23 protein-coding genes are annotated in these 24703 nt (G+C 67.1%); 17 read left to right on the forward strand and 6 right to left on the reverse strand.

Going from position 1 to position 24703, the window contains the following annotated elements:
* Positions 1-18: 18 nt before the first annotated feature.
* From F3087_RS41015 to F3087_RS41025, 3 genes are all read left to right on the forward strand, one after another.
* Positions 19-903, forward strand: coding sequence for an SPFH domain-containing protein (locus F3087_RS41015; RefSeq protein WP_150407576.1), 885 nt, complete (start codon positions 19-21; stop codon positions 901-903).
* 11 nt (positions 904-914) lie between these two features.
* A complete protein-coding gene (locus F3087_RS41020) occupies positions 915-1067 on the forward strand; it encodes a toxin-antitoxin system HicB family antitoxin (protein ID WP_150407577.1) in 153 nt (50 codons plus the stop codon).
* A 130-nt stretch (positions 1068-1197) separates the two neighbouring features.
* A complete protein-coding gene (locus F3087_RS41025) occupies positions 1198-1797 on the forward strand; it encodes a hypothetical protein (RefSeq protein ID WP_150407578.1) in 600 nt (199 codons plus the stop codon).
* Positions 1798-1898: 101 nt separating this feature from the next.
* Here the strand turns inward: F3087_RS41025 and F3087_RS41030 are convergent, their stop codons facing one another.
* On the reverse strand, positions 1899-2747 hold the full coding sequence (locus F3087_RS41030) for a class I SAM-dependent methyltransferase (RefSeq protein WP_150407579.1): 849 nt from the start codon (positions 2745-2747) through the stop codon (positions 1899-1901).
* Between the two features lie 243 nt (positions 2748-2990).
* On the opposite strand from F3087_RS41030, the gene rpsA reads away from it, so the two are divergent.
* Positions 2991-4469, forward strand: a complete 1479-nt coding sequence (gene rpsA / locus F3087_RS41035) for a 30S ribosomal protein S1 (protein ID WP_150407580.1) — start codon at positions 2991-2993, stop codon at positions 4467-4469.
* A 104-nt stretch (positions 4470-4573) separates the two neighbouring features.
* Entirely contained in the window at positions 4574-5206 is a 633-nt protein-coding gene (locus F3087_RS41040; RefSeq protein WP_150407581.1) for a TetR/AcrR family transcriptional regulator, read from the forward strand.
* On the opposite strand, the gene F3087_RS41045 is transcribed toward F3087_RS41040, so the two are convergent.
* From F3087_RS41045 to F3087_RS41055, 3 genes are all read right to left on the reverse strand, one after another.
* A complete protein-coding gene (locus F3087_RS41045) occupies positions 5175-7394 on the reverse strand; it encodes an MMPL family transporter (RefSeq protein WP_223885750.1) in 2220 nt (739 codons plus the stop codon). The two genes, F3087_RS41040 and F3087_RS41045, sit on opposite strands and share 32 nt — an antisense overlap.
* Before the next feature lie 1003 nt (positions 7395-8397).
* Entirely contained in the window at positions 8398-8979 is a 582-nt protein-coding gene (locus F3087_RS41050) for a hypothetical protein (RefSeq protein WP_150407583.1), read from the reverse strand.
* A gap of 92 nt (positions 8980-9071) precedes the next feature.
* On the reverse strand, positions 9072-9752 hold the full coding sequence (locus F3087_RS41055; protein ID WP_150407584.1) for an NAD(P)-dependent oxidoreductase: 681 nt from the start codon (positions 9750-9752) through the stop codon (positions 9072-9074).
* Positions 9753-9839: 87 nt separating this feature from the next.
* Here F3087_RS41055 and F3087_RS41060 point away from each other — a divergent pair, with 87 nt between their 5' ends.
* Positions 9840-10541 carry a TetR/AcrR family transcriptional regulator gene (locus F3087_RS41060; protein WP_223885739.1) on the forward strand — a complete coding sequence of 234 codons (702 nt, stop codon included), beginning with the start codon at positions 9840-9842 and terminating at the stop codon, positions 10539-10541.
* A 3-nt stretch (positions 10542-10544) separates the two neighbouring features.
* Positions 10545-11495, forward strand: a complete 951-nt coding sequence (locus F3087_RS41065; protein WP_150407585.1) for an AEC family transporter — start codon at positions 10545-10547, stop codon at positions 11493-11495.
* A gap of 6 nt (positions 11496-11501) precedes the next feature.
* On the opposite strand, the gene F3087_RS41070 is transcribed toward F3087_RS41065, so the two are convergent.
* Positions 11502-12635, reverse strand: coding sequence for a hypothetical protein (locus F3087_RS41070; RefSeq protein WP_150407586.1), 1134 nt, complete (start codon positions 12633-12635; stop codon positions 11502-11504).
* A 140-nt stretch (positions 12636-12775) separates the two neighbouring features.
* On the opposite strand from F3087_RS41070, the gene F3087_RS41075 reads away from it, so the two are divergent.
* From F3087_RS41075 to F3087_RS41120, 10 genes are all read left to right on the forward strand, one after another.
* A complete protein-coding gene (locus tag F3087_RS41075) occupies positions 12776-14383 on the forward strand; it encodes an ABC transporter substrate-binding protein (RefSeq protein ID WP_223885740.1) in 1608 nt (535 codons plus the stop codon).
* Complete coding sequence (locus F3087_RS41080; RefSeq protein ID WP_191094398.1) at positions 14383-15357, forward strand: ABC transporter permease; 975 nt, start codon at positions 14383-14385, stop codon at positions 15355-15357. Before F3087_RS41075 ends, F3087_RS41080 begins: the two co-directional genes overlap by 1 nt.
* The gene (locus F3087_RS41085) at positions 15350-16171 is read left to right on the forward strand and encodes an ABC transporter permease (protein WP_150407587.1); all 822 of its coding nucleotides are present in this window, start codon (positions 15350-15352) and stop codon (positions 16169-16171) included. Before F3087_RS41080 ends, F3087_RS41085 begins: the two co-directional genes overlap by 8 nt.
* A gap of 37 nt (positions 16172-16208) precedes the next feature.
* Positions 16209-17036 carry an ATP-binding cassette domain-containing protein gene (locus F3087_RS41090; RefSeq protein WP_191094399.1) on the forward strand — a complete coding sequence of 276 codons (828 nt, stop codon included), beginning with the start codon at positions 16209-16211 and terminating at the stop codon, positions 17034-17036.
* Complete coding sequence (locus tag F3087_RS41095) at positions 17033-17683, forward strand: ABC transporter ATP-binding protein (RefSeq protein WP_150407589.1); 651 nt, start codon at positions 17033-17035, stop codon at positions 17681-17683. Before F3087_RS41090 ends, F3087_RS41095 begins: the two co-directional genes overlap by 4 nt.
* Positions 17680-18657, forward strand: a complete 978-nt coding sequence (locus F3087_RS41100; RefSeq protein ID WP_150407590.1) for an ornithine cyclodeaminase — start codon at positions 17680-17682, stop codon at positions 18655-18657. Before F3087_RS41095 ends, F3087_RS41100 begins: the two co-directional genes overlap by 4 nt.
* Positions 18654-19988 (forward strand): alanine racemase, encoded by a 1335-nt coding sequence (locus tag F3087_RS41105; RefSeq protein ID WP_317983961.1) that lies wholly within the window; start codon positions 18654-18656, stop codon positions 19986-19988. The genes F3087_RS41100 and F3087_RS41105 overlap by 4 nt, the downstream gene beginning before the upstream one ends.
* Positions 19985-21064, forward strand: coding sequence for a PLP-dependent cysteine synthase family protein (locus tag F3087_RS41110; RefSeq protein WP_150407648.1), 1080 nt, complete (start codon positions 19985-19987; stop codon positions 21062-21064). The genes F3087_RS41105 and F3087_RS41110 overlap by 4 nt, the downstream gene beginning before the upstream one ends.
* Positions 21065-22468: an MATE family efflux transporter gene (locus F3087_RS41115; RefSeq protein WP_150407592.1), complete on the forward strand. Its 1404-nt coding sequence runs from the start codon at positions 21065-21067 to the stop codon at positions 22466-22468. It begins immediately after the preceding gene.
* 204 nt (positions 22469-22672) lie between these two features.
* Entirely contained in the window at positions 22673-24217 is a 1545-nt protein-coding gene (locus tag F3087_RS41120) for a phospholipase C (RefSeq protein ID WP_150407593.1), read from the forward strand.
* A gap of 49 nt (positions 24218-24266) precedes the next feature.
* Here the strand turns inward: F3087_RS41120 and F3087_RS41125 are convergent, their stop codons facing one another.
* On the reverse strand, positions 24267-24479 hold the full coding sequence (locus F3087_RS41125) for a hypothetical protein (protein ID WP_150407594.1): 213 nt from the start codon (positions 24477-24479) through the stop codon (positions 24267-24269).
* Between the last annotated feature and the right edge of the window lie 224 nt (positions 24480-24703).

The raw sequence follows: 24703 nt of genomic DNA on the forward strand, positions 1-24703 counted from the left end.
TGATACTTGGAGGATGTCATGAAGCTTCGGCCCGCATTACACGTCAACGGCTTCTTGGTGCTGGTGACGTGGCTGGTGCTCACCCTCGTCTTCGGTGGCGCGGCCGCGCTCGGCTACGTCGCGATGGCGCAGAATCACAACGTGCCCGCGCTGGTCGGCGCGATCGTCGCCAGCTTCCTGGTGCTCGTGCTGCTGCTGTCCGCGACCGGCCTCATCGTGGTCAACCCGAACGAGGCCCAGGTCGTCCAGTTCTTCGGCCGGTACATCGGTTCGGTGAGCGAGCCCGGCTTCTTCTCCGTGCTGCCGCTGACCGACCGCAAGCGAATCTCGTTGCGCGTGCGTAACTTCGAGACACAGAAGCTGAAGGTCAACGACGCCGACGGCAACCCGGTCGAGATCGCCGCCGTCGTGGTCTACCGCGTGATCGACAGCTTCAAGGCCGCGTTCGCCGTCGACGACTACGAGGAGTACGTGCAGACCCAGTCCGAGGCCGCGGTCCGCCACCTCGCCACCACGCACCCCTACGACTCGCACGACAACACCCGCACCAGCCTGCGGGACGGCGCCGAGGTGGCCGAGGAACTCACCGTCGAACTGCGCGAGCGCACCCTGCTGGCCGGCATCGAGGTGCTGGAGGCCCGCATCACCCACCTCGCCTACGCGCCGGAGATCGCCCAGGCGATGCTCGTTCGTCAGCAGGCCGCCCAGGTGGTCGCCGCCCGCACCCAGATCGTCGAGGGCGCGGTCGGCATGGTCGGTCTCGCGCTGGACAAGCTGACCGAGCAGGGCGTGGTGGAACTGGACGAGGAGCGCCGCGCCACCATGGTCTCGAACCTGCTGGTCGTCCTCTGCGGTGATCGAGCCATCCAGCCCGTCGTGAACACCGGCTCCCTCTACAACTGAGCGGCGACGCCATGGCTGAGCGCAAGAAGCTCCTGCTACGGCTCGACCCGGCCATTCACGAGGCGATCGCCAAGTGGGCGGCCGACGACCTACGCAGCATCAACGCCCAGATCGAATACGCCCTGCGGCTGGCGCTCGAGCAGGCCGGCCGCAAACCGAAGTAGCCCTTGATCCATCGGCATCGAATTCGCACCCTCTCTCCGGATTCGCACTGACTTCAGCGCCTTGAAGCGAGTGCCGATCCAGAGAGAGGGTGCGGACTTTCCTGACCGGAGGGGGTGGATACGGTGGGGTGTGCCGATTTCGTTCGATACCACCGGGCTTCAGCCGATCGACAGCAACTCGTGGCGCGATCCGGGTACCGGGGACATCGTGACAATGAACTATTTCGACCTGGTTCCGGATCTGCCTGCGCCATTGGACGACGTGGACGTGTTGCGGCGCGGGCTCGCGGAACGGTCCGCCGAATCCGGGTGCCTGATCGAGGCTTTCGTCATCTGGGTCGACCACGAGCCCGCATTGCTGCGGATGGAGAAGTTCCCGCTGCCGAATCAGCAGCACGGTCTGGCATTCGTCGCGTCGATCATCGTGCCGAAGGACCGGTGCAGCGCGGTCTTCCAGATCCTCTGCCCGGAGACCGGCACCACCGGCGTCCGCGAGGCCGTACTGATGACCCAGATCGGCTACGAAAACATGTTCCCGCCGCACCCGTACGCGCCGGGCCTCAGCGGCCGGCTGCCTTACCACGCCGCCGACGAAATCCGCTGGGACGACCAATTCCCCGACCATCCTTTGACCCGAGCCCGCCGCTGGGTAACCCGCACGGTCCCCACCGCCCGCCTGGCCCCCGGCTTCGCCGCCCTACCCCCCTTCGCCGGCCCCCTGCGCACCTGACTTCCGAGCCGTCGTAAGTCGCCGCACGCCTTTTGATTTCCCGCACCGAAAATCGCATGCAAATTTCGGTGCGGGAAATCAGAAGCCGTGCGTCTGTTTGGCTATGCGGGCTTCTCGGTGATGAAGATGGCGGTGCCGGGGAAGATTTCGCCGCGTAGTGGGCTCCACTGGCCCCATTCGCGGTCGAGCCATTCCGGCCAGTCCGGTTCCACGATGTCCACCATCAGTAGCCCGGCTCCGACGATCTCGCGCACGCGGTCGCCGACTGTGCGGTGGTGTTCGACGTAGGTCGGTTCGCCTTCTGCGTCGACCTCTACATACGGCGTGCGATCGAAGTAGGGGATAGCGGCGGTCAGCCCGGCCGGACCGGGATCGTCGGGGAAGATCCACCGCATCGGATGGTTCACCGAGAACACCCACCGGCCGCCGGGGCGCAGCACCCGAGCCACCTCACTCATCACCTGAGCCGAATCGGCGACGAACGGGATCGCGCCGAATGCCGAGCAGGCGAGGTCGAAGGATTCGTCGGCGAACGGCAGCGTCTCCGCGCCCGCCTGGATCAGCGGCACCTGCGGCCCGCCGCGTTCCATCGCGGCCCGGCCCCGCTCCAGCATCCCCATCGAGAGGTCGAGCCCGACCGGATGCGCTCCCTGCCCGGCCAGCCAGCGCGCGCACGGCGCCGAGCCGCAGCCGATCTCCAGGATCCGCTTGCCCGCGAGCTCGCCGAGGAAGTGCATGTCGCCCTCGTGCAGTCCCTCCGGGCACCAGACGAATTCGCCGTCTGGGGAATCCACGCCGAGGAAATCCGCGTGCGTCTCGTGGTACTGCCCGGCGTCGGCATCCCACCAGCGGCGACTGGCCTGCTGACTAGCGGCGGAGCCGATTCGGGCGCGCGAAGTTCCCGCGGTCCCGAGCAGTGTGTTTGCATATGCATGGCGATCTTCCGACACGCCGTCAGCGTATCCCGGTGTGGCGACCGGACCGGTTTGCCCGGCCGGACCAAGGTCGCGTACGCTGAACGCGCGAGTGCCTTAGGTACAGCCGTACCGGAGTCAATCACCCGCTGAGTTTCATGTGCGTTACGTGCGGTACGTTCCTAGTGTCCGTCTTCACACCAGCGCGGTGAATTCGCCAGCGTACCGAAAGTTCCAATGTCCGCAACCGACCACAATCCGTCCGGAGCAAACCGACATATGCCCACCACCGTCACCTCGCCGCAGGTAGCCGTCAATGACATCGGCTCCGCCGAGGATTTCCTCGCCGCCATCGACGCCACGATCAAGTACTTCAATGACGGCGACATCGTCGAAGGAACCATCGTCAAGGTCGACCGCGACGAGGTCCTGCTCGACATCGGTTACAAGACCGAAGGCGTCATCCCTTCCCGCGAACTCTCCATCAAGCACGATGTCGACCCGAATGAGGTCGTTTCCGTGGGTGATGAGGTCGAGGCTCTTGTTCTCACCAAGGAGGACAAGGAAGGCCGCCTGATCCTGTCGAAGAAGCGGGCTCAGTACGAGCGCGCGTGGGGCACGATCGAGGAGCTCAAGGAGAAGGACGAGGCCGTCAAGGGCACCGTCATCGAGGTCGTCAAGGGCGGCCTGATCCTCGACATCGGTCTCCGCGGCTTCCTGCCTGCCTCGCTCGTCGAGATGCGTCGGGTCCGCGACCTCCAGCCGTACGTCGGCAAGGAGATCGAGGCCAAGATCATCGAGCTGGACAAGAACCGCAACAACGTGGTCCTGTCCCGCCGCGCATGGCTCGAGCAGACCCAGTCCGAGGTCCGCAGCGAGTTCCTGCACCAGCTGCAGAAGGGCCAGGTCCGCAAGGGTGTGGTCTCCTCGATCGTCAACTTCGGTGCCTTCGTGGACCTGGGTGGCGTCGACGGCCTGGTGCACGTCTCCGAGCTGTCCTGGAAGCACATCGACCACCCGTCCGAGGTTGTCGAGGTCGGCACCGAGGTCACCGTCGAGGTGCTCGACGTCGACCTGGATCGCGAGCGGGTTTCGCTGTCGCTCAAGGCGACTCAGGAAGACCCGTGGCGTCAGTTCGCCCGGACCCACGCGATCGGCCAGATCGTGCCCGGCAAGGTCACCAAGCTGGTTCCGTTCGGTGCGTTCGTGCGCGTCGAAGAGGGCATCGAGGGCCTCGTCCACATCTCCGAGCTGGCCGAGCGCCACGTGGAGGTCCCGGACCAGGTTGTCGCCGTCGGCGACGACGCGATGGTCAAGGTCATCGACATCGACCTGGAGCGTCGCCGGATCTCGCTGTCGCTGAAGCAGGCGAACGAGGACTACCACGCCGAGTTCGACCCGTCGAAGTACGGCATGGCCGACAGCTACGACGACCAGGGGAACTACATCTTCCCCGAGGGCTTCGATCCCGACACCAACGAGTGGCTCGAAGGCTTCGACAAGCAGCGCGAAGAGTGGGAAGGCCGGTACGCCGAGGCCGAGCGTCGCCACAAGATGCACACCGCTCAGATGGAGAAGATGGCGGCCGACGCCGCGGCCGAGGCCGCTAACGGTGGCGGCTCCTCGAACTACTCCTCCGAGAGTGGTTCGCAGGCTTCGTCTTCCTCCTCCTCCAGCTCGTCCGAGTCGGCCGGCGGTTCGCTGGCCAGCGACGCGCAGCTGGCTGCTCTGCGGGAGAAGCTCTCCGGCAACGCCTGATAGGCACGTGTGACGAAGGCCCCGGTCCACTGGACCGGGGCCTTCGCCCGTTTCGGGGTGGAGTTGGCGTTTTCCGGAGTGGGCTCCCGGTATTCTGAACGGTGATGTCCGATGCCGCTGTTGAGCTTCCGTCCACGTCCTGGGAGCGCAGGAAGATCGAGGCGATGAGCCGGATCCAGCGGGTCGCGCTGGATCTCTTCGACGCGCACGGGTACCGGAACGTGACGATCGAGCGGGTCGCGGCCGCGGCCGAGGTGTCGCCGAGCTCCGTCTACCGCTACTTCGGCACCAAGGAAATGCTCGTCCTCTACGACGAGGCGGACCCGAAAATCCTGGACGCGGTCCGCACCGCAGGCGGAACCACCGCCGTCGAACCCGCGGACCTGATCGCCGTCGCCCGGATGCTGCTGCCGCTGCTGACCGAATCGCTGCTGACCGAGGAGGCGGAGCACCGGATCCGGCAGCGGCTGCAATACACCGCGGCGATCCCGGAGATCAAGGCCGGCCAGACCAAGCAGATGCGCGAACTCGAGGATCAGTTCCGGACGTTGTTCGCCGAACGAACCGGCTTCGACCCCAACGAGTTACGCGTGCGGATGGCCGCGGCCACCGCAGTCTGGGGTTGCGTGGCGGCGCTGGACCATTGGGCCGGAAAGGGTTTCGCCGGACGGCTGAAGGCGGTCTACACCGAGGCCATCATCTCGATCATCGATCAGATCGAGATGATGTTCCGGTAGTCGCCCGGAGCTTCGGCAGCCACCAGTTCCAGCGGCCGAACAGTCGCATGAACGCGGGCACCAGCACCAGGCGCACCAGCACCGCGTCGATTGCGATGGCGACGGCCAGCGCGAAGCCGATCTGCTTGAGCTCCAAGACATTCGCGGTCACGAAGCTGGCGAAGACGGCGACCATGATCGCGGCCGCCGCGGTGATCGGCCGGGCCGTGCGTTGCAGACCGTCGGCGACCGCCGCCGCGTTGTCGTGGTGCACATCCCAGTGCTCTTTCATCCGGCGGATGAGGAACACCTCGTAGTCCATCGACAGGCCGAACAGCACCGCGAAAACCAGCATGGGCAGGTAGATCTGGAGGAACCCACTGCTGTGGAAGCCGAGCGCGGACTCGCCGATGCCGTGCTGGAAGACCGCGACCGTAATACCTAGGGCCGCACCGGTGGCCAGCAGATTCAGCAGAATTGCCTTGAGCGCCAGCACGATACTGCGGAACGCGACGACCAGGAAGGCGAGCGAGACCGCGAGCACCAGGGCGATCACCCACGGGAATCGGCCGGTAATCCGTTGGGACACATCGACGAACAATGCCGTCGTGCCGCCGACCTTGACCTCCGCGTCGCCGAGAGACGCTGCGCGGGAACGTAGATCGGTGACCAGGTCGGTGGCGGCCGTCGAGCCGAATGCCGCGCGGGGGACGACGGCGGCGAGCATCCGGCCGTCCGCGTACTGCGGCAGCACCGTGGCGATCCGGTCGTCGTGGGCGAGTTCGCCGATGAACCGATCGGCCTCGGCGCGGGCGTCGCTGGTCAGCGGCGACGCGTCGGCGCCGGTCGCGACCACCTCGATCGGTGCGAGCAGACCCGGGATGAAGTTCTGTTCGACGAGGGCGATCGCCTGCCCCGAGGGACGGTCGGCGAGCGCGTCGGTCCCGACGTCGACGCCGTAGCGAAGGCCGGTGAGCGGCGACGCCGCTGCCAGCAAGAGTGCGACGCCGACCGCGCCGAACAGCACGGGCCGTGCCATCACGAGGTGCGCCCACCGCGCCCAAGCGCTGGACGCCGTTGTCGATCGAACCTCCGCCGGCCGCAGTCGTTCGGGCAGCGCACCGCGATTCACCGCCGGGCCGAGCGTCGCGAGCAGCGCGGGCAGCAACGTGAACGCGCCGGTCATCGTCGCGATCACCGCGGTGACCACGCCGACGGCGATCCCGTTCAACATCGGCAACCCGACCACCGCCAGCGAGCACAGCGAGATCATCACGATGAGTCCCGACGCGAGAACCGTGCGTCCGGTGGTGTCCATCGCCGCGCCGACGGCTTCCTCGATCGCGTTGCGATCCCGTCGGTTTCGCACGCCCCGCCGAGTCAGTTCCTCGTTGAATCGGCTGACGATGAACATCGCGTAGTCGATCGCGGTGCCGGTGGCGATCATCGTCGCCACCGACAGCACCAGGGAGTCGAAGGCGAGAAACGTCGTCAGGCCGAAGAGCACGCCGACCGCGATCGCGATCCCCGCCGCGGTCACCGTGATCGGCAGCAGCGCGGCGGTCAGCGCCCCGAGCGCCAGCACCAGCAGCACCGTCGCGACCGGAATGCCGAGGGTTTCGGCGCGCTGTAGATCGCTGGTCTCGATCTGCATCAACTCGTCCTGAATCGGTGCATACCCGGTGAGCATGACCTGGACCTGCGCCCCGGGCCCGGTCTCCACCGCAGACCGCAACCCCTGCACGATCCGCACCCGCTCGGCGATCTCCCCATCCACGCCGACGATGCCGAAAGCCGTTCGCCGATCAGCGGATATCTGCGCGGCATTCCCATCGAACGGCCCGATCGCCCCCGCGATCCCCGGCGTCTGCCGGGCAATACCGACAACCCGATCGATCGCCGCACGGAACTCCGGCGTATCGACGCTGCCCGCCTCCGAGTGAAAAACAATCAAATCCTGTTCGATCCCGAACCGCGAAAAATGCTCCGCGACAAGCTGATCAACCGCTACCGAATCCGACCCCGGCACAGAGTAATCAGGCGTCCCCAGCCGCGAGTGCAGCGCCGGATAAGCAGCCCCACACACCACCACAAGCAACAACCAAACCCCCAACACAACCTTCCGACGCCGGGCCATCACAACACCCCACCGCCCAGCCGCCCCCCACCGCCGCGTCGGATGTTCCGCCCGTTCGAGGATCGCCGCCATCGCCCCTCCAGAGTCCACTACCTGATAGTCACTATCAGATTCTGTGGGCAAGCATACGAACGCCGGAGGAAAATTAGCAAGGGACTGTCACTTACCCGACCTAGCCGAGAGGTCAACACGACGCCCGCACACCGCCGCAGGTCGACTATCGAGCGGCGCGAGCCAGCCGCACACCTCCTGATCTCCCGCACACCGCCTCGCCGCCCTGACACCCGTGCGTATGCCAGAAGGTGTGCGGCAGTAGTTGGCCGAAGCCGTGTGTGATGGCTGCCGCCAGCGGTCTCGGCGCCGATTGTCGAGCGGGCGTGGATAGCCGCACACCTTCTGATTTCCCGCACACAGACTTGCCGCCCTGACACGCGTGCGTGTGTCAGAAGGTGTGCGGCTGTGCGAAAGGCCTGCGGCCAGTGCGGATAGTCGCCGACCTGGGTGCTGGTCGAGCGCCTTTGGTGTCGGCCGCACTCTTCTGATCGCCGCACGCGGACTCGCCGGGCTCAGCCGCATGCCTTCTGATCTCGGCACGCAGACTTACCGGGCTGACGCGCGTGCGCGTGTCAGAAGGTGTGCGGCAGTAGTTGGCCGAGGCCGTTCGCGGTAGCAGCCCCGGCCCCGGCGCCGAGCGGGCGCAGGCAGCCGCACACCTTCTGATTTCTCGCACACAGACTTGCCGCCCTGACACGCGTGCGTGTGTCGGAAGGTGCGCGGGTGTGCGAAAGGCCTGCGGCCCAGTGCGGATAGTCGCGACCTGAGTGCTGGGCAAGCGCCTTGGTGTCGCCTGCATTTCTTCTGATCGCCACATGCGGACTCGCCGGGCTGACACGTGTGCGCATTTCGGAAGGCGTGCGGCTGTAGCAGCTGGGCTAGCGACGTCGAAGATCACCGCCGGTCGCTCCAGTCTGGATCGCCAGCAGCAGAGTTAGCCGCACGCCTTCTGATTTGCCGCACTGGGACTCGCCGGCCTGACACGCGTGCGTATGTCAGAAGTAGTGCGGCTGCGCGTGGATCACCTTCCCCGCTGGGCCCGCCGGCGGTGGGGGCGGTGGATTCCGCTGCGGGACGGTTTGGTTGTGCCGCGTCGTACCACCGGTGTGGTGGCCGGGGGTTCTGCCTGCTCGTTCGGGGCCTTGACCTGTGCGGTGGTGAGTGCGACGACCTGGATTTGCTCCAAGCGCAGGCCCAGGCCGGCGAGGCGGGCGATTACGCCGAGGCGGTGTTCTGGTAGGCCGGGGCGAATCGGGAGCGGTTCCCGTCTTGGCCTGCGGAGGACGTAAGTCCGGCGGTCGGCGTCGAATTCGATCGGGGCGCCGTCGCGCACCGCGCGGTAGGCGTCCAGGTCCAACTCGAGATGCCGGATCGGGTCGATCATCAAGGCGTCGATCAGCCGTTCGGCATGTGCGAGGCGCATGTCGCGGTCGGGCGGATCGAGGTATTCCACCCGCTCGGTGACCCGGCGCCGGTAATCGTCGGCGGCGGAGCGCAGCAGGTGCCGATGCCGTTCGATCTCAGCCGCCAGCTCAACCAGCCGGTCGACGTCGATCTGCATCGGGTCACGCGGGTCGGGCATCGAAGCTGGAACGTCAGGCATTGCGCCTCCTCGGTCGAGTTGCCAATTACCTTGGGCAGCAACTCGATCGACGTCCGACCTGTATCTATTGTGGCAGAGGGGTACGACAGGTTTCAGTAGCCGACGGTGAACCGGCGCTGGAGGAAGCGCGGCTGCTCGACCTCGTCGAGGAGTGCGACGGCGAGATCCTCGGCGGACAGATCGCCGGCGCCGCCGAGGAGCAACTGGTCGCCGCCGACGCGGAAGCGACCGGTGCGCTCACCGGGTTCGATCCGGCCAGAGGACGGGCTGAGGTAGGTCCAGTGGCGATTGGACAGCCGGTAGACATTCAAGGCCGACCGCAGCGCACGCACCACCTCGACATACTCGGCGGGAACTTCGAGATCCTCGGTGAGGGTGCGGACGAACGCCTCGCCGGTGTCGACCAATTGCATGCCGGGGGAGATCTCCAGACTGCCCGCGCCGCCGACGGAGATCACCCGGGTCCGCGGATGACGCTCCAGCGCGCTGACCATCGCCTCCGCCCCGACGACGAAATGGTGTGCGTTGGTGATGGTGTCGGCGATGCCGTGCCCGGCGTTGACCGCGCTGATCACCACATCGAGACCGCCGATCGCCCCCGCGATGCTGTCCGCGTCGAGCCAGTCCGCCACCTTCCAGGACACACCCCCTCGCTCGGCGGGGAACCGCGAGGCATCCCTGCTGAACGCGGTCACCCGATGCCCGCGCCGCGTCGCCTCCGCGACGGCCCGACCGCCGATGACACCCGTCGCCCCGAAAATCCCGATCTCCACGATCCACTCCCTAAACATTGTTCAGTTACTACACGCCGTTCAGTAACGACACGGGAGATAGTAGTCAAACGCTGTAGAGTGTCAACCGTGGTGGAGGTCGTGCGGAGTCGCCGAGAACGCATGCGCGAGCAGGCGTCCGGTGAAATCAAGGACATTGCGCTGCGGTTGCTGGCCGAGGGCGGCCCGGACGCGATCTCGTTGCGCGCCATCGCCCGCGACATGGGCATGACCGCCGGCGCGATCTACGGCTACTACGCCACCCGCGACGACCTGATCACCACCCTGATCTCCGATGTCTACAACGCACTGGTCGACCGGGTCGAGGCGGCCCGCGACGCGATCCCCGCGGGCGACCCGGGCGGGCGCATCGTTGCCTGGGGCGAGGCGGTACGCGATTGGGCGATCGCGCATCCCGCCGAGTTCCGGCTCGTCTACGGCGACCCGGTCCCCGGTTATCAGCCGCCGCCGGGTGGCCCGGCCGCTGTCGCGGAAGCCCGTGCCTGCACGGGCCTGGTCGGCCTGACCGCCGCCGCCTGGCCGCACGCGGAACAACGCCAAACCCTCGGCGACACAACGTGGTCCGAGTTCGACCCGGGTCTCGTCGAGCACGTCCGCGGCGATTTTCCCGATCTGCCACCCGCGGCCCTCGCCCTCGCGCTGCGCATGTGGGGCCGCATGCACGGCCTGGTCGCGCTCGAGGTCTACGGCCACCTGGTGCCCCAATCCCGTGACCCCGCAAAGCTTTTCCACGCCGAGATGCTGGACCTCGTCCGCTCGCTCGGGCTGTAGCCGGTGAGCGATCTCGTGGCCACCGCCGGGAAACTGGCGCCGGTGGCGCTGGTCTTCGGCGCCGGAGTGGTCTTCGCGCGGCGCAAGATCATCGGTGCGGAGGTGTCGAAGGCGTTCTCCGAGTTCGCCTTTCTGTTCGCGATCCCGTGCTACCTGGTCGGCTCGCTCTACTCGAGCGATCTGGGCCGGCTGTTCGATCCGCGCGCCATCGCCGCGTATCTCGTCACCGCGCTGCTCGGCATGGTGGCCGTCGGGTGGTGGTCGCGGCGGGTGACCGGGGCCGATGCGCGCGGCGTCGCGCTGCGCGTCATGGCGGGCGTGCAGGTCAACACGACCTACTTCGCGATTCCGGTGTTCGTGCTGCTGTTCGGCGATGTCACGCCGATCTTCCCGATCATTCTGTTGCAGGTCTGCGTGCTCACCGTCGTCGTCATCGCGGTGATGGAATTCGGTGCCGGACAAGCGGATCCGGACAAGCCGGCGAGCGGCGCGGTGCTGCGCGGGGTGCTCGCGGCACTGGCGACGCCGATCGTCGTGGCCTGCTACCTCGGCATCGGCGCGAACGTCGCGAAGGTGCCGGTGCCACGCTGGCTGCTGGACGCGCTGTCGTTCGCCGGCAACGCCGCCGCGCCCGTGGCCTTGTTCGCCCTCGGCCTGCACCTGGGCGGAACCGGACTGCGGATGCGCGGCGCGCTGCGCGACGAATACGCGCTGATCGCGTTCAAATGCCTGGCGTTCCCGCTGCTCGCCCTGCTGATCTGCAAATACCTGTTCGATATCCGCGGCAGCTGGCTGACGTATCTGGTGCTGATCGCCGCCATGCCCGCGCCGCAGAACCTGTTCATCTTCGCCCAGCGCTACGACACCGACGTCGACCTCGCCGCCTCGGTCGTCGCGAAGACTTCGCTGCTGGCACTCGTACTGTTGCCTGTGTGGTTGCTGGTCGCCCGCTAGCCGCACTCAGAGGCCGAGATAACCCACGGTCGCCGCGAACATGATCCCGGTGAACAACGGCCAGAACAGAATCTTCGGCAGCAGGTTGTCCCGCCAGGCGATCGCCTTGCCGAAGGCGCCGTGCAACAGCATCGTGGCGTTGAGCGCGACGAGCAGGGTCATCACGTACAGCGTGAAATACCAGTACTCGATGTAGGAGATGCCGGCCGCGCCGATCTCCGTGCGGGCCGCGTTGTCGTTGACCGCGACCACGAGCACGGTGGACACGGAGAAGGTGATGATCGCGAACGCGGTGAACCCGGAGATCGGCCGCCGATCCGGGTCGGTGGTGATCACGAACAGCGACAGGAACATCAGCACGGCGAGCAACAGCACCGGCACGATCCGCCCGAGCAGCGGTCCGAGCAGGCCGCGGCTGACGCCGACATTGAAATACAGCTCGTCGGTATTGGCCAGGCCGGGATGGGCCAGCATGCTGTATTCCTGGCGATTCAGGCTCCACACCGTGTAATCGGGTTCCCAGTCGCCGAACACCAGACCGGGGTCCAGGCCGTTGAGCGCGCGCGCGTCCCACGGCGGGAACGATTCGAACGACGGCACCAGCTGGACCTGATGGATCATGTCGACCGGGCGCATCCGCAACCAGATGTCCTGGTGATCGAGCGGATAGTCCTCGTAGTTGAACTGCTGCCGGATGACCGTCGAGAACGACCAGACGACCACGCGCCAATCGCCGAGCGGATACTCGAAGACCTTCTTCGGGCAGTGTGGATCCTCGGCCTCGAGCAATTGGACGCCGATCTCGATCTCCGCCGGGAAATCTCGGGGGATGTGCTGCCAGATGTGCCCGGTGGCCTTGACGTTGTGCGCGTTGACGAATTGCAGCGAGTTCAGCAGCACGCCGGTCGACAGCCGCGGGACTGCCTGATCCTGCGGAAGATGCGGGATCACAACCTTTTCCGCCTCGGCATAGCTGGACACGGTCGTGCCCACCTCCGCGACCGGCGCGTGCCTGCTGCCCGCGTGCGTCCAGGAGTACACCGTGCCGGCCGCGAGCAGCAGGGACACGGCGATGGCGGTCAGCCACAGCAGCGGCTTCCCGCTCGGCACCAAGCGTGAGATCGCATCCCGGATCGGCACAGCCAGGAGATTAGCTCGAGGTTAGCCGTTGCTGTGGTATCCGCCTCGTCGGCGGGTATGTCGCGCCCGGCTCGGTGCATGTGTCCGATTTCACTGATAATGCTAATGAAAATCATTACCAGTAGTCTACGATGCTGAACATGGCTTTATTTCGGATCGGGATGTGCGCTGCCGCAACGGCATTCGTAGTCGGGTTGACGGCGTGTTCGGCGCCGGGGCAGACGTCGGGGGATCCCGAGCAGTTCGTGGTGATCGATACCGAGGAGCTGGGCGACTTCAGTCCGCTGCTCGGGCAGGGGAAAAACGGGGAATCGAAGATCTTCGAGAGCCTGTATCGGGTCGAGGAGGGGGTAACCGATCGGATACCGGCGGCCGTGCCGGTGCTCGCGGCCGGACCGCCGGAGCCGGTGAACGGGGATCTGTCGCGGTGGATCGTGCATACCCGGACCGGGGTGACCTTCTCCGACGGCAGCGCGTTCGGTCCGGAAGACGTTGTGGCGACCTATAACTCGCTGATCGATCCGCTGTTCGCCGCGCCGATCGCCGCCGACTACGACTTCCTGCGCAGCGCCAGGCAGACCGGGCCGGACACCGTCGAATTCGAATTGACCGGCGCGTACGCCGATTTCGATCATCGGCTGTTCCTGGCGATCGCCCCGGCGGAGGCGTTCGCCCAGCCGGGGCCGGCCGACCGGGCCGAACTCAATCGGCATCCGATCGGGACGGGGCCGTATGTGCTCACCGAATCCCGGCCGGACCAGGTGGTACTCACCGCGCGCGATGACTACTGGGGTGAGCGGGCACGGGTGCGCAAGTTCGTCATTCGCCGCAGTGATGACGACAACGCCAGAGCGACTCAATTGCGCGACGGCGCCGACGGGACGGTGCTGCCGCCGGAGTTGGCGGACGCGGCGGCCAAGGACGGCTATCGGGTCGTCCCCGCGGTGGCGAACGATTGGCGCGCAATCACTTTGCCGTCCGGGAACCCGGTGGCCGGCGATCCCGCGGTCCGTAAGGCGTTGAACTTCGCGGTGGACCGGCCGGGGATGGTCGAGCACATCCTGGGCGGTCACGGCGCGGCCATGTCCACCCTGATCAACCGGGTCTACGGCGATATCTACGATCCGGCACAGGATTTCGGCTACGACCGGGCCGAGGCCGCGCGCCTGCTGGACGCGGCCGGCTGGCGCGTCGGCGCGGACGGCATCCGCGAACGCGACGGCCGCCGGGCGAGCTTCGAGATCGCCTACTACCCAACGGAAGTGCTGCGCCGCGATCTGACGATGGCGGTGGTGTCCGACGCGAAGAAGATGGGCATCGAGATCACCCCGGTCGCGGTGGACAAGAAGCGGATGACCCCGGAGTACCTGGCGCAGACCGCGTTCATGCTCGGTGGCGGCGGCCAGCCGTACACGGTGGACAGCCAGCTCTACACCAAACTGCACTCCCGCTACGCCGCGCCGGGCGTCGGCTCCAAGTGGGACAACGCCTCCGACTACGTGAACCCGAAGATCGACCAGCTGCTCGATGCCGCACGCGGAGAAGTGAATCCGCAGCGACGGACCGAGCTGTACCGGCAGGTGCAGGCCGAATACCACCGCGACCCGGCCATGCTCGCGCTGGTCACCACGAACCACGTCTATGTCATGCGGGACAACGGCTGGCGGGTGACCCCGACCGCGCTCGAGCCGCACTCGCACGGTGTCGCCTGGGGCCCGTGGTACGGGCTCGCCCGCTGGACCCGGTGATGGGCGGCAGAGCAGCCAGGTTGATCGTTCGCCGGCTCGCCGTCGCGGTTCCGCTCGCCGGGCTGGTCTCGCTCGCGGTGTTCGCGCTCGCCGCGGCCAGCCCGTTCGACCCGCTCGACGGATACCTCGGCGCGCACGGCGACGGGTTCACCGAGGTGCAGCGGGCGGCGCTGCGCGAGCGACTGGGGTTGCAGCGCAACTGGTTCGAGGCATGGTGGTCGTGGATCGGCGATCTCGTACACGGTCGGCTGGGTGAATCACGATCGTTCCGGCAGCCGGTCACGCAAGTGCTGGCCGAACGGTTGCCGTGGAGCTTGCTGCTCGGCGTGCTCGGGGGAGTGGTGGCGCTGGTGCTCGCGGCGATCCTCGGCGCCTGGGCGGGGCTGCGGCGCGGCGGGTTCGTCGATCGGACGATCAGCGCGGCCGCGGTTGTGCTGCAAGCGGTTCCGCCGTTCGTGCTGGCGCTCGGTGCGGTCCTGCTGTTCGCGTTGACGTTGCGCTGGTTCCCGGCCGCAGGATTGACCGATCCTGGAGGCGGCGTCACTGCTGGTTCGACCGCCCGGCATCTCGTGTTGCCCGCGCTGCTGCTCGGGGTGACGCAACTGCCGTGGCTGGTCCTCGGCCTGCGCGAGACGGTGGCCCGCACCCTGGACAGCGACGCGGTCAAGGGCGCGAGGGCCCGCGGATTGCCCTGGCGGGTCATCGCTTTCCGGCATGTGCTGCCGGTCGCGGTCGTGCCGTTCCTGGCGCTGTGCGGTGCGCGGCTGCCGGAACTCGTGGTCGGCGCCACCGTGGTCGAAACCATCTTCAGCTGGCCGGGATTGGGCTCGGCGACCGTGGAAGCGGCACGCAGCGTGGACTTTCCGCTGCTGGCCATCCTGACCGTGCTGATCACCGCCCTGGTGCTGCTCGGCAACCTGGCCGCCGACGCGGCCGCGGTGCTCATCGATCCGCGGATCGACGCCGATGGGTAGGGCGCGGCCGATGCTCGTGCTCGCGGTCGGGGTACTGGTGATCGCGGTGCTGTACGCGACGTTGGTGCCGCTGCTGCGGCCGGTGGACGACGTGCTGGTGGACTTCTCGATCAGCAGGCGACCGCCGAGCCTCGAATTCCCGTTCGGCACCGACAGTGCCGGGCGCGACGTGTTCGTCCGGGTGGCGCAGGGCATGCGGATCTCGTTGCTCATCGCGGCGACCACGGCGCTCTGCTCGGCGATCCTCGGGGTGCTGATCGGGGTGAGCGCCGGGGCGTTCGGCGGTTGGTGGGATCGGATCGCGATGCGGCTGGTCGACGCGGTGAACTCGCTGCCGAGCCTGTTGCTCACGTTGCTGATCGTGGCCATGTACCGCGGCTCGGTGCTCGCCATCGTGATCTCGCTGGTGCTCACGCACTGGACGTCGATCGCCCGGGTGGTGCGCAGCGAGGTGCTCGCGCTGCGGCACGCCGAATTCGTGCAGGCGGCTCAGCTGCGTGGATTGCCGCGGTGGCGGATCATCCGGCGGCACTTCGTTCCGGTGGCGATGGGGCAGGCGCTGATCGGGGTGGTGTTGCTGATCCCGCATGCCATCTGGCACGAGTCGACGTTGTCGTTCCTCGGGGTCGGGTTGCCGCCGCATCGCGCGTCGCTCGGCACGCTGCTGTCCGACGCGCAGGCCTCGATCCTGTTGGGCGACTGGTGGTTGCTGATCTTCCCGGCCGGTGTGCTCGTGCTCGTCACGCTCGCGGTGTCGCTGCTGGGCAGACATTGGCAGCAGAAGGTGCAAGTGCTCCAGGAGGTGGCCGCGTGAGTTCGGCTGAATGCCCTGTCCATCAGGAGGTTTCGCGATGACGCTCACCCTCCGGCAGGTCACGGTGCGTATTCCGCTGACGCCCGGTCGTTCGGTGCACGCCGTGACCGCGGCGGATTTGGTGGTGCGGCGCGGGACGGTGCACGGGCTGATCGGTGAATCCGGTTCCGGCAAGTCGATGTTGGCCGCGACCGTCACCGGGCTGCTACCGAAGCACGCGCAAATGACGGGCGAGGTATCGCTGGAGCTCGACGACCGGACGCTGACCACCCGGGAGATCTGGGGGTCGCGCGGCCACACTGTGGCCTGGGTGCCGCCGTCGGCGATGACCTACTTCACGCCGGTCCGGCGGATCGGACCGCAACTGGCCGAGACGATCCGGTACCTCGGCACCACGCATGATCCGGCCGAACTCGTCACCCGGGTCGGGCTCGAACCCGCTGCGTTGCAGCAGTATCCACACGAACTCTCCGGCGGCATGGCACAGCGCGCGGCGATGGCGTTCGCCCTGGCGGGTGATCCCGCGTTCATCATCGCCGACGAGCCGACCTCGGCGCTCGACGCCGAGCGGGCGGCGGCGATCCTGCGGCTGCTCGGCGATTTCGCCGCGGACGGCGGCAGCGTCCTGCTGGTCACGCACGATCTCACCGCGTTGCGGAAGTCCGGGATATGTACGGACATCTCGGTGATGCACGCGTCCCGGATCGTCGAGACCGGCAGCGCCGGAACAGTTCTCGACGCCCCGGGAGAGCAGTACACGAAAGACCTGCTCGCCGCGCTGCCGGAGAACGGGTTGTCCCCACTGCCGTACACCACGCCGGAACTGGTGAACCTGCCCGCCGACTACCGATATGGCCCGCCATGAACCAAAGATCACTTGCCGCACAAAACATTTCGGTCCGGCTCGGCGGACGTCGAGTACTCACCGACGTATCCCTCGAGATCGGTCACGGCGAGGTGGTCGGCCTGGCGGGGCCTTCGGGCACCGGCAAGACCACCCTCGCCCATGTGCTCTCCGGACTACGCAGACCCGACCGCGGCCGCGTCACCGTCGACGGCGTGCCGCTGCCCAGACGGCGAACCGGCCGGATAGCGATGCTGTTCCAATCCCCGCGCCGCTCCTGCGACCCGCGACTGAAGCTGCGCCAATCCATCGCCGAACTGGCTCGCGGACCGGTGGATTGGGACTCCGTCGCCGGATCCGTCGGCATGACAACTGATCTGCTCGATCGCTATCCCGCGCAGGTCTCCGAGGGGCAGCTGCAGCGAGCGGCGGTCGCCCGCGTCCTCGCCTCGAAACCCGACTACCTGCTCTGTGACGAGATGACCTCGATGCTCGACCCGGCCACCACGGCCACCGTCGCCCGCACCGTGACCGGCCTGGCCGCCACCGGCGTCGGGGTGCTGTTCATCAGTCACGACCTGTCCCTGCTCGCCGTGTGCACGGATCGGATCGTGCACCTGGGCGACAACCCTTCGCACGATTCGCACCACGACATCGGAGTTCTATGAGTAACGCACTGCACATCCTCACTCGCACCGATCTGGCCGACATCGACCTGCCGCCCGCCGAGGTAATCGATCTGGTCGAGGACGGCTACCTGGCGTTCGCACACGGCGAGTCCCGCTGCCCGGTGAAGCTGATGCTGCCGATCCCGAAGCCCGAACGCGACGCGGTGTCGTATTCGATGCTCGGCTACGACAGTTCGCTCGAGCACCTCGGCTTCAAGACGTCCTACCGGCAGGGTAGCGAAAGCGCGGACAAGTACTACACGACGATCAGCCTGTACGACGACACGACCGGATTGCCGTTCGCGTTCATGGATTGTCAGCGCGTCGGCGCGGCGCGGACGCCGGCGACCACCGCCATCATCGCGAAACACTGTGCCCGCGCGGATGCCCGGAGCGCGCTCATGCTCGGCACCGGCATCCAGGGCCGGAACACGTTGCCGTACTTGCTGACCGCGCTGCCACAGCTCGAGCGGCTGAGGTTGTTCGGCACGCATCCTGAAGGCCTCGCGGAAAGCGTTGCCGCGCTGCACCGGTGGTTCCCGGACCGGGAGATCGAACTGGTCGACGATGTGCCGGCCGCGGTCGCCGAGTCCGACATCGTCGTAGTAGCTTCCGGCCGGGCCGCGCATCCCAAGGTACGCACCGAATGGCTCCAGCCCGGTGGACTGCTGATCTCGGTGGCCAGCAAGGGCGTCGAGAGCGGCGCCCTGCGCGCGGCCGACTACGCGATCGCCACCAGCACAGGACAACTCGGCGTCACCGGTACCCGGCTGGCAGGACCGGACGGACGGCCGGAGATCGATGCCGAACTGCCGGACATCGTGGCGGGCAAGGCCGCAGGACGATCCAGCGCCGATGATCGGGTGTTCGCGTTCGCCAGCGGCATGATCATCACCGATATCCCGGTCGCCCATGCGCTGGCGACCCGCGCGGTCGCGGCGGGACGCGGACAGCGGGTGGAACTGTGGTCGTGAACACCGCACTGATCGAACTGCCCGCGCTGGAACAGGAATGGCAGCGGCGGGTGCGCGCGGACCGGCAGCTGCTCTTCGACATCCACCACGCGGTCGGCGGGCCGTTCCACGTCGTCTATCCGGAACAGTTCGCCGACAATCTCCGGTCCTTCCAGAAAACGCTTGCCGGACACGGGGTCAGCGGCCAGATCTACTACGGCAAGAAGGCGAACAAGGCGGGCTGCTGGTTACCGGCGATCGCCGACCTCGACGGGGCCGTGGATGTCGCGAGCGAGCCCGAACTCGTGCATGCCTTGGCCAATGGCATCAGAGGTCGCGATATCGGGGTTACCGGCGCGGCCAAAACCGATGCGCTGCTACGCCTTGCCGCCAGACACGACTGCGTGATCGCCATCGACGCCCTCGACGAATTGGCGCGGCTCGCCGAGATCGCCCGCAGCGCGGGCCCGGTGCGGATTCTGCTGCGGCGGTTACCGCCCGATGCACCGCACAGCCGATTCGGTTTCTCGGCAACCGATCTCGATACCGCGATCGAGTTGTGCGCACGATTGCGGCCCCAGGTCGAACTGATCGGGTTCTCGTTCCACCTGGACGGCTACGCGGTCGCACCGCGGGCCGAACTCGCCTACGACCTGATCCAGTTGTGCGCCAAGGCCAAAGCGCAAGGGCTGCCGATCACCACGATCTCGATCGGCGGCGGCTTCGCTTGCCGTTATCTCCAGGACGACGATTGGAACGCCTTCCTCGCTCATCAGAACGACGAGTGGTTCCACGCGGGAAAGCAGTTCGAGAAGTTCTATCCCTACGCGCAAGGCCCCACCGGCGCGGACATGCTCGACGCCATCCTCACGACCACATTCGACCGGCAGACGCTCGCGAATCATTTGCGCAGCAACAATATCCAGCTGTTCATCGAACCCGGCCGCGCACTGCTCATCGACGCCGGCTTCACCGTGTTCCCGGTCCTCGGCTACAAACAGAACGCCGACCACGGCATCACCACCGTGCACGGACTCAGCATGAGCGTCTCCGAGCAGTGGAAGGGCAGCGAGTTCCTCCCGGACCCGATCCTGGTGCCGCGCAACCCGAATCCCGCCGCAGCGCCGATCGCCACCTGCGTCGGCGGGGCCAGCTGCATGGAGTACGACGTCCTCACCTGGCGCAAAGTCCCGCTCCCGCAGCGCCCGAGCCACGGCGACCTGCTGCTGTATCCGAATACCGCCGGCTACCAGATGGACAAGAACGAGAGCGAATTCCATCAACTCCCGCTACCGCCGAAGGTAGTCATCACCCACGAGGAGGGCCGGTTCCGGTGGCGCTTGGACAAATGACCGCGCATACGTTGCCCACCCAGCTGCCGCGGCTGCGCGAGAACGTGGTCCGCTCGGCCTCCGAGCTGATCGGTTCCACCCCGTTGCTCGAGCTCATCCGCACCGGCACCGGCACCCGGCTGCTACTGAAGCTGGAGCAGTTCAACCCGACCGGCTCCGCGAAAGTCCGCATGGCCCGGGAAATGGTGCTGCAAGCCGAACGCAGCGGCGAACTGCGCCCCGGCGGTCACATCGTCGAACCGACCTCCGGCAACACCGGCACCGGACTGGCCCTGATGGCCCTCGAACGCGGCTATACGTTCACCGCCGTCGTGGACGACCACGCCGCCAAAGACAAGCTCCGCGCGATGAAAGCGATGGGCGCGCAGCTGGTTTCGGTCGACAGCGGCGCCACCGGCGGACCGAGCACCGTGGAACGCCGCCGCATCGCCGCCGAAATCGCCGCCCGCACCGGCGCCTACCGCCCGGACCAGCACAACAACCCGCACAACAACGCCGGCTATCACGCCTTGGCCGCAGAACTGCTCTCCGACCTCACCACCGACGTCGACTTTCTGGTCGGGGCCGTCGGCACCGGCGGATCCCTTTGCGGCACAGTCGAAGAACTCCGTCGGCTCGGCTCCCGTGTGTACGCGCTCGGCGTCGAACCCACCGGCTCCATCATCTTCGGCGGCGTGGGCGGCAGCTACTGGCAGACCGGCGCGGGCAGCCCCGCCGGATTCCCGGTGGGCGGCAACGTGAAATACGACGCCATCGACGAGGACTGCCGGGTCCGCGACATCGACGCGTTCGCCACCGCCCGGGTGGTCGCGCGCCGCACCGGCATCCTGGTCGGCGGCACCGGCGGGGCCGCGATCCAGGTGGCGCTGCGCCGCCTCGTGCACCTGCCCGCGAGCAGCACGGTCGTCGTGCTGGTGTGCGACGCGGGGGAGAAGTACCTCGACACCGTCTACGACGACGACTGGCTGCGCGAGCGCGGCCTCTACGACGAGGCCGCCCAGCAGCGAATCACGCGGCTCTGCCGGGCATATGACGAATCGGTGCGGCTGGCGGCCGTCGAGCGGGCGGGAGCGTAGATGGACGTGCGACAGTATCGAGCCATCCTCGCGCTGGCCGCCCCGATCGCCGGTATCCAGCTCGCCCAGGTGGCCTTGACCACCGTCGATCTGGCCATGATGGGTCTGCTCGGCATCGCCGCCGTCGCGGCGGGTGGCCTCGCGCTGCTGCTCTACAACCAGTTGCGCACGATGTGCGTCGGCATGATCACCGGCGTCGGCAACATGATCGCCCAGGCGGTGGGGAGCAGCGAAAAGCGCACCGGCCGTGCCGATATCGACGACCAGGCGCGCGCCGAGATCCGCGGGCTGGTCCGCGCCGCCGCACTCGTGGCCACGGTGACCGCGACGGCGGGCGCGCTCATCCTGATCACGCTCGGCTACGCGCTGCGCTGGCTCGGCCAGGATCCCGAGGTACTCCGGTTGGCTCGTCCGATCATGTGGACCCTGGCACCCGGCCTGATCCCCATGCTGTGGCTGAACGTGTTGCGGCAGTTCGCCGTCGGCCTCCGCCGGGCGGGTTCTCTGCTGCGCGTGACGCTCCTCTCGATCGGCGTCAACGCGCTGCTCAACGCGCTGTTCATCTTCGGCTGGCTCGGCGTGCCGAAGCTCGGCCTGGCCGGAATCGGCTTGTCCACCACGCTCGTTCAGCTCTGGACCTTCGGCCTCTACCTGCGCACGGTCAAACGCGATCCGCTGCTCGGCGACCTGCTGTCCCTGCGGGCGTGGCGGGCCGACCGGGCGACGGTCACCCGCATCATCCGGATGGGCACCCCGATCTCGTTGACCTACGGTGCCGAAGCGGCGATCACCTCCGTCGCCGCGGTACTGATGGGCAGCTTCGGCCCGGTCGCGCTGGCCGCGAGCAACATCGTCAACCAGCTCGCCTACATCGTCTACCAGGTCAATATCGGTCTGTCCCAAGGCTCTTCGATTCTGGTGAGCCGCACCATCGGCCAGGACGATCGAAAGGCGGTGGCCGGCATCGCCCGCCGCACCTTCACCCTCGGGTTCGCCTTCATGACCGTGGTCGGCCTCGGCTATGTGCTGTTCCCCGGTGCCGTGCTCGCGCCGTTCCTCGGCTCGCATCACGACGACACCGCCGTCATCGCGGCGGCCTCGACGTTGTTGTGGTTCGCGATCATTCAGCAGTACTGCAAGGGCTCACAGAACCTGTCCATCGGCCTGCTGCGCGGCATCGGCAACACCAAGGCGGGGATGCAGAGCACGCTGATCGGCTATTTCGCGATCGGCGTGCCCGCGATGATCGGATTCGGGTTCGGACTCGGTTGGCGCGCACCGGGTATCTGGCTCGGCCTGTGCCTGGGCTTCGGCGCCACGGCGTGCTTGGTGTGGCGGAGGTTTCAGCGCGGCGTCGCCGACATCGTCACGCCCACGCGGGAATCCGTGTCATCGATTCGGTGAAAGCGGGCAAAAGGGGTGAAACACTCAGAACGGCGCGACATTTCGGCTAGCAACTATTCAGGAATCGCCGCCCACATCGTGGTTCTGCTCACTTCCCGACTCGGCTAAACGATCTTTCTCTGCGGTGTCGCAGCACGTCGGGTATGGTCGGCGCGGATCGCGAAACTCTGCTTAACAGCCCAGGCGGAAAGGTCGGCCGAAGAGATGTGCGCAGCGGGGCCGTTCAGCGGACTCAATCGCAGACAATTCCTAGCGAAGGCGGCAGCGGCCGGTGCGGTGGGCGCGTTGGCCTCGTGGGCCAACCCGATCATCGAGCGGGCCTATGCCGCCGACCCCGCCGGGATGGGCGGACTGGGCGATATCGAGCACTTCGTCCTGCTGATGCAGGAGAACCGCTCGTTCGACCACTACTTCGGCAGCCTGTCCGGCGTGCGCGGCTTCAACGAGGCCTCGCCGACCTGGCAGCAGTACGGCTGGACGCCGGGCACCGGTCCCGGCCCGGAGGGCTTCGTGAATCCGTTCCGGCTCGACACCACCCGCGGCGCCAGCCTGGACGGCGAATGCATCAACGACCCGGACCACTCCTGGGCCGGCATGCACCAGGCTTGGAACGGCGGCCGCAACGACCGATGGATGCCGATGTCGGTGGCCAGCGTCGGCCCGGCGAACGCGCCCGCGGCGATGGGTTACTACCTGCCCGAAGACATTCCGATCCACACCGCGCTCGCCGACGCCTTCACCCTCTGCGACAACTATCACTGCTCGGTGCTCGGCCCCACCGATCCGAACCGGCTGTACTGGATCAGCGGCACCATCGATCCGGACGGGCTGGCGGGCGGTCCGCTGGTGGAAACCCCGGCGATGATCCCGCAGCATGTCTACAGCTGGCGCACCTACCCGGAGAACCTGTCCGAGGCCGGGGTCAGCTGGAAGGTCTACAACAACCGCGATGTCGGCCCGCTGTCCTCGGTGATCCTCGACGGCATGCTCGGCTGCTTCACCCAATCCGCCGACCCCAACTCGGAATTGGCGCGCCGCGGCCTGGCCCCGGTGTACCCCAACGACTTTCAGGCCGACGTCGCCAACGACACGCTGCCCGCCGTCTCCTGGGTGATCCCGTCGCTGCTGAACTGCGAACATCCCGCGCTGCCAGCGGCTTTCGGCGCGTTCGGGATCGTGCAGCTGCTCGACATCCTCACCTCGAACCCGAAGGTGTGGGAGAAGACCGCGCTGATCATCAGCTACGACGAGAACGGCGGCTTCTTCGACCACGTCGCGCCGCCGACCCCGCCGCCGGGCACCCCGGGCGAGTTCCTCACCGTGCCGCTGGACCGCGTGTCCGCCGCGAAGGGCATCGCCGGTCCGATAGGTTTGGGCTATCGCGTTCCCGCGCTGGTGATTTCGCCCTACACCCGCGGCGGGCTGGTCGCCTCGGAGACCTTCGACCACACCTCACAGCTGCGACTGCTGGAAACCAGGTTCGGCGTGGAGGTGCCGAACGTGACCGCGTGGCGACGCGGGGTCACCGGCGATATGACCTCCACGTTCGATTTCGGCACGGCCCCGGATATCGCGAAACCGGTGCTGCCGGATCCGAAACCGAAAATGGATGCCGCGGTCGCCCAATGCGGCCCGAATATCGCGTTGGGTACGGCGACCACCGGGATTCCCTATCCGGTGCCGCCGAATTCGATGCCGACACAGCAACCCGGAAGCCGGCGCAAGCCGAGCGGGTTGATTCGGGCATGAGAGTGGCCCAGCCCTGGCGGGGGCTGGGCCACTTCTCGAACGGATGAGGTCAGCTTGCGGTGGCGGGCACCCACCGGACCGACGGGACGACGGAGCGTTTTCGCATCGCCGCGAAGCTGTGTCGGGCCGGGCTGATCAACGCGGTGAACCAGGTACGGCGGTGTTCGGCCAATGCTGCCGCGACGGCGGGGATGTGGACGCAATGCACGGTTCCCGCCATGCCCAGGCGGTGGCGAGCCGTCTGGTTAGTTCTGGTGCCCAATGGTGTTCCTTTGCTTGCTGGTACTGGCGCCTCGATCGCCAGGGCGAAGATTAGCCGAACGAAAGTGCCACGCAGAGTATTTTGCGCAAGTAATTGCCTCGGCGTGTCGGAAAGTTGTCGACGCTCTACCCGGTCCGGCCGGAATTGTTGCGAATCGGTCTCGGCCGCGTCACGGATCGGGCAATTGCGGCGGCGGGAGGTGGAAAGCGCGGCCCGGTTGGGTA

Source organism: Nocardia colli, assembly GCF_008704205.1.
GTDB lineage: Bacteria > Actinomycetota > Actinomycetes > Mycobacteriales > Mycobacteriaceae > Nocardia > Nocardia colli.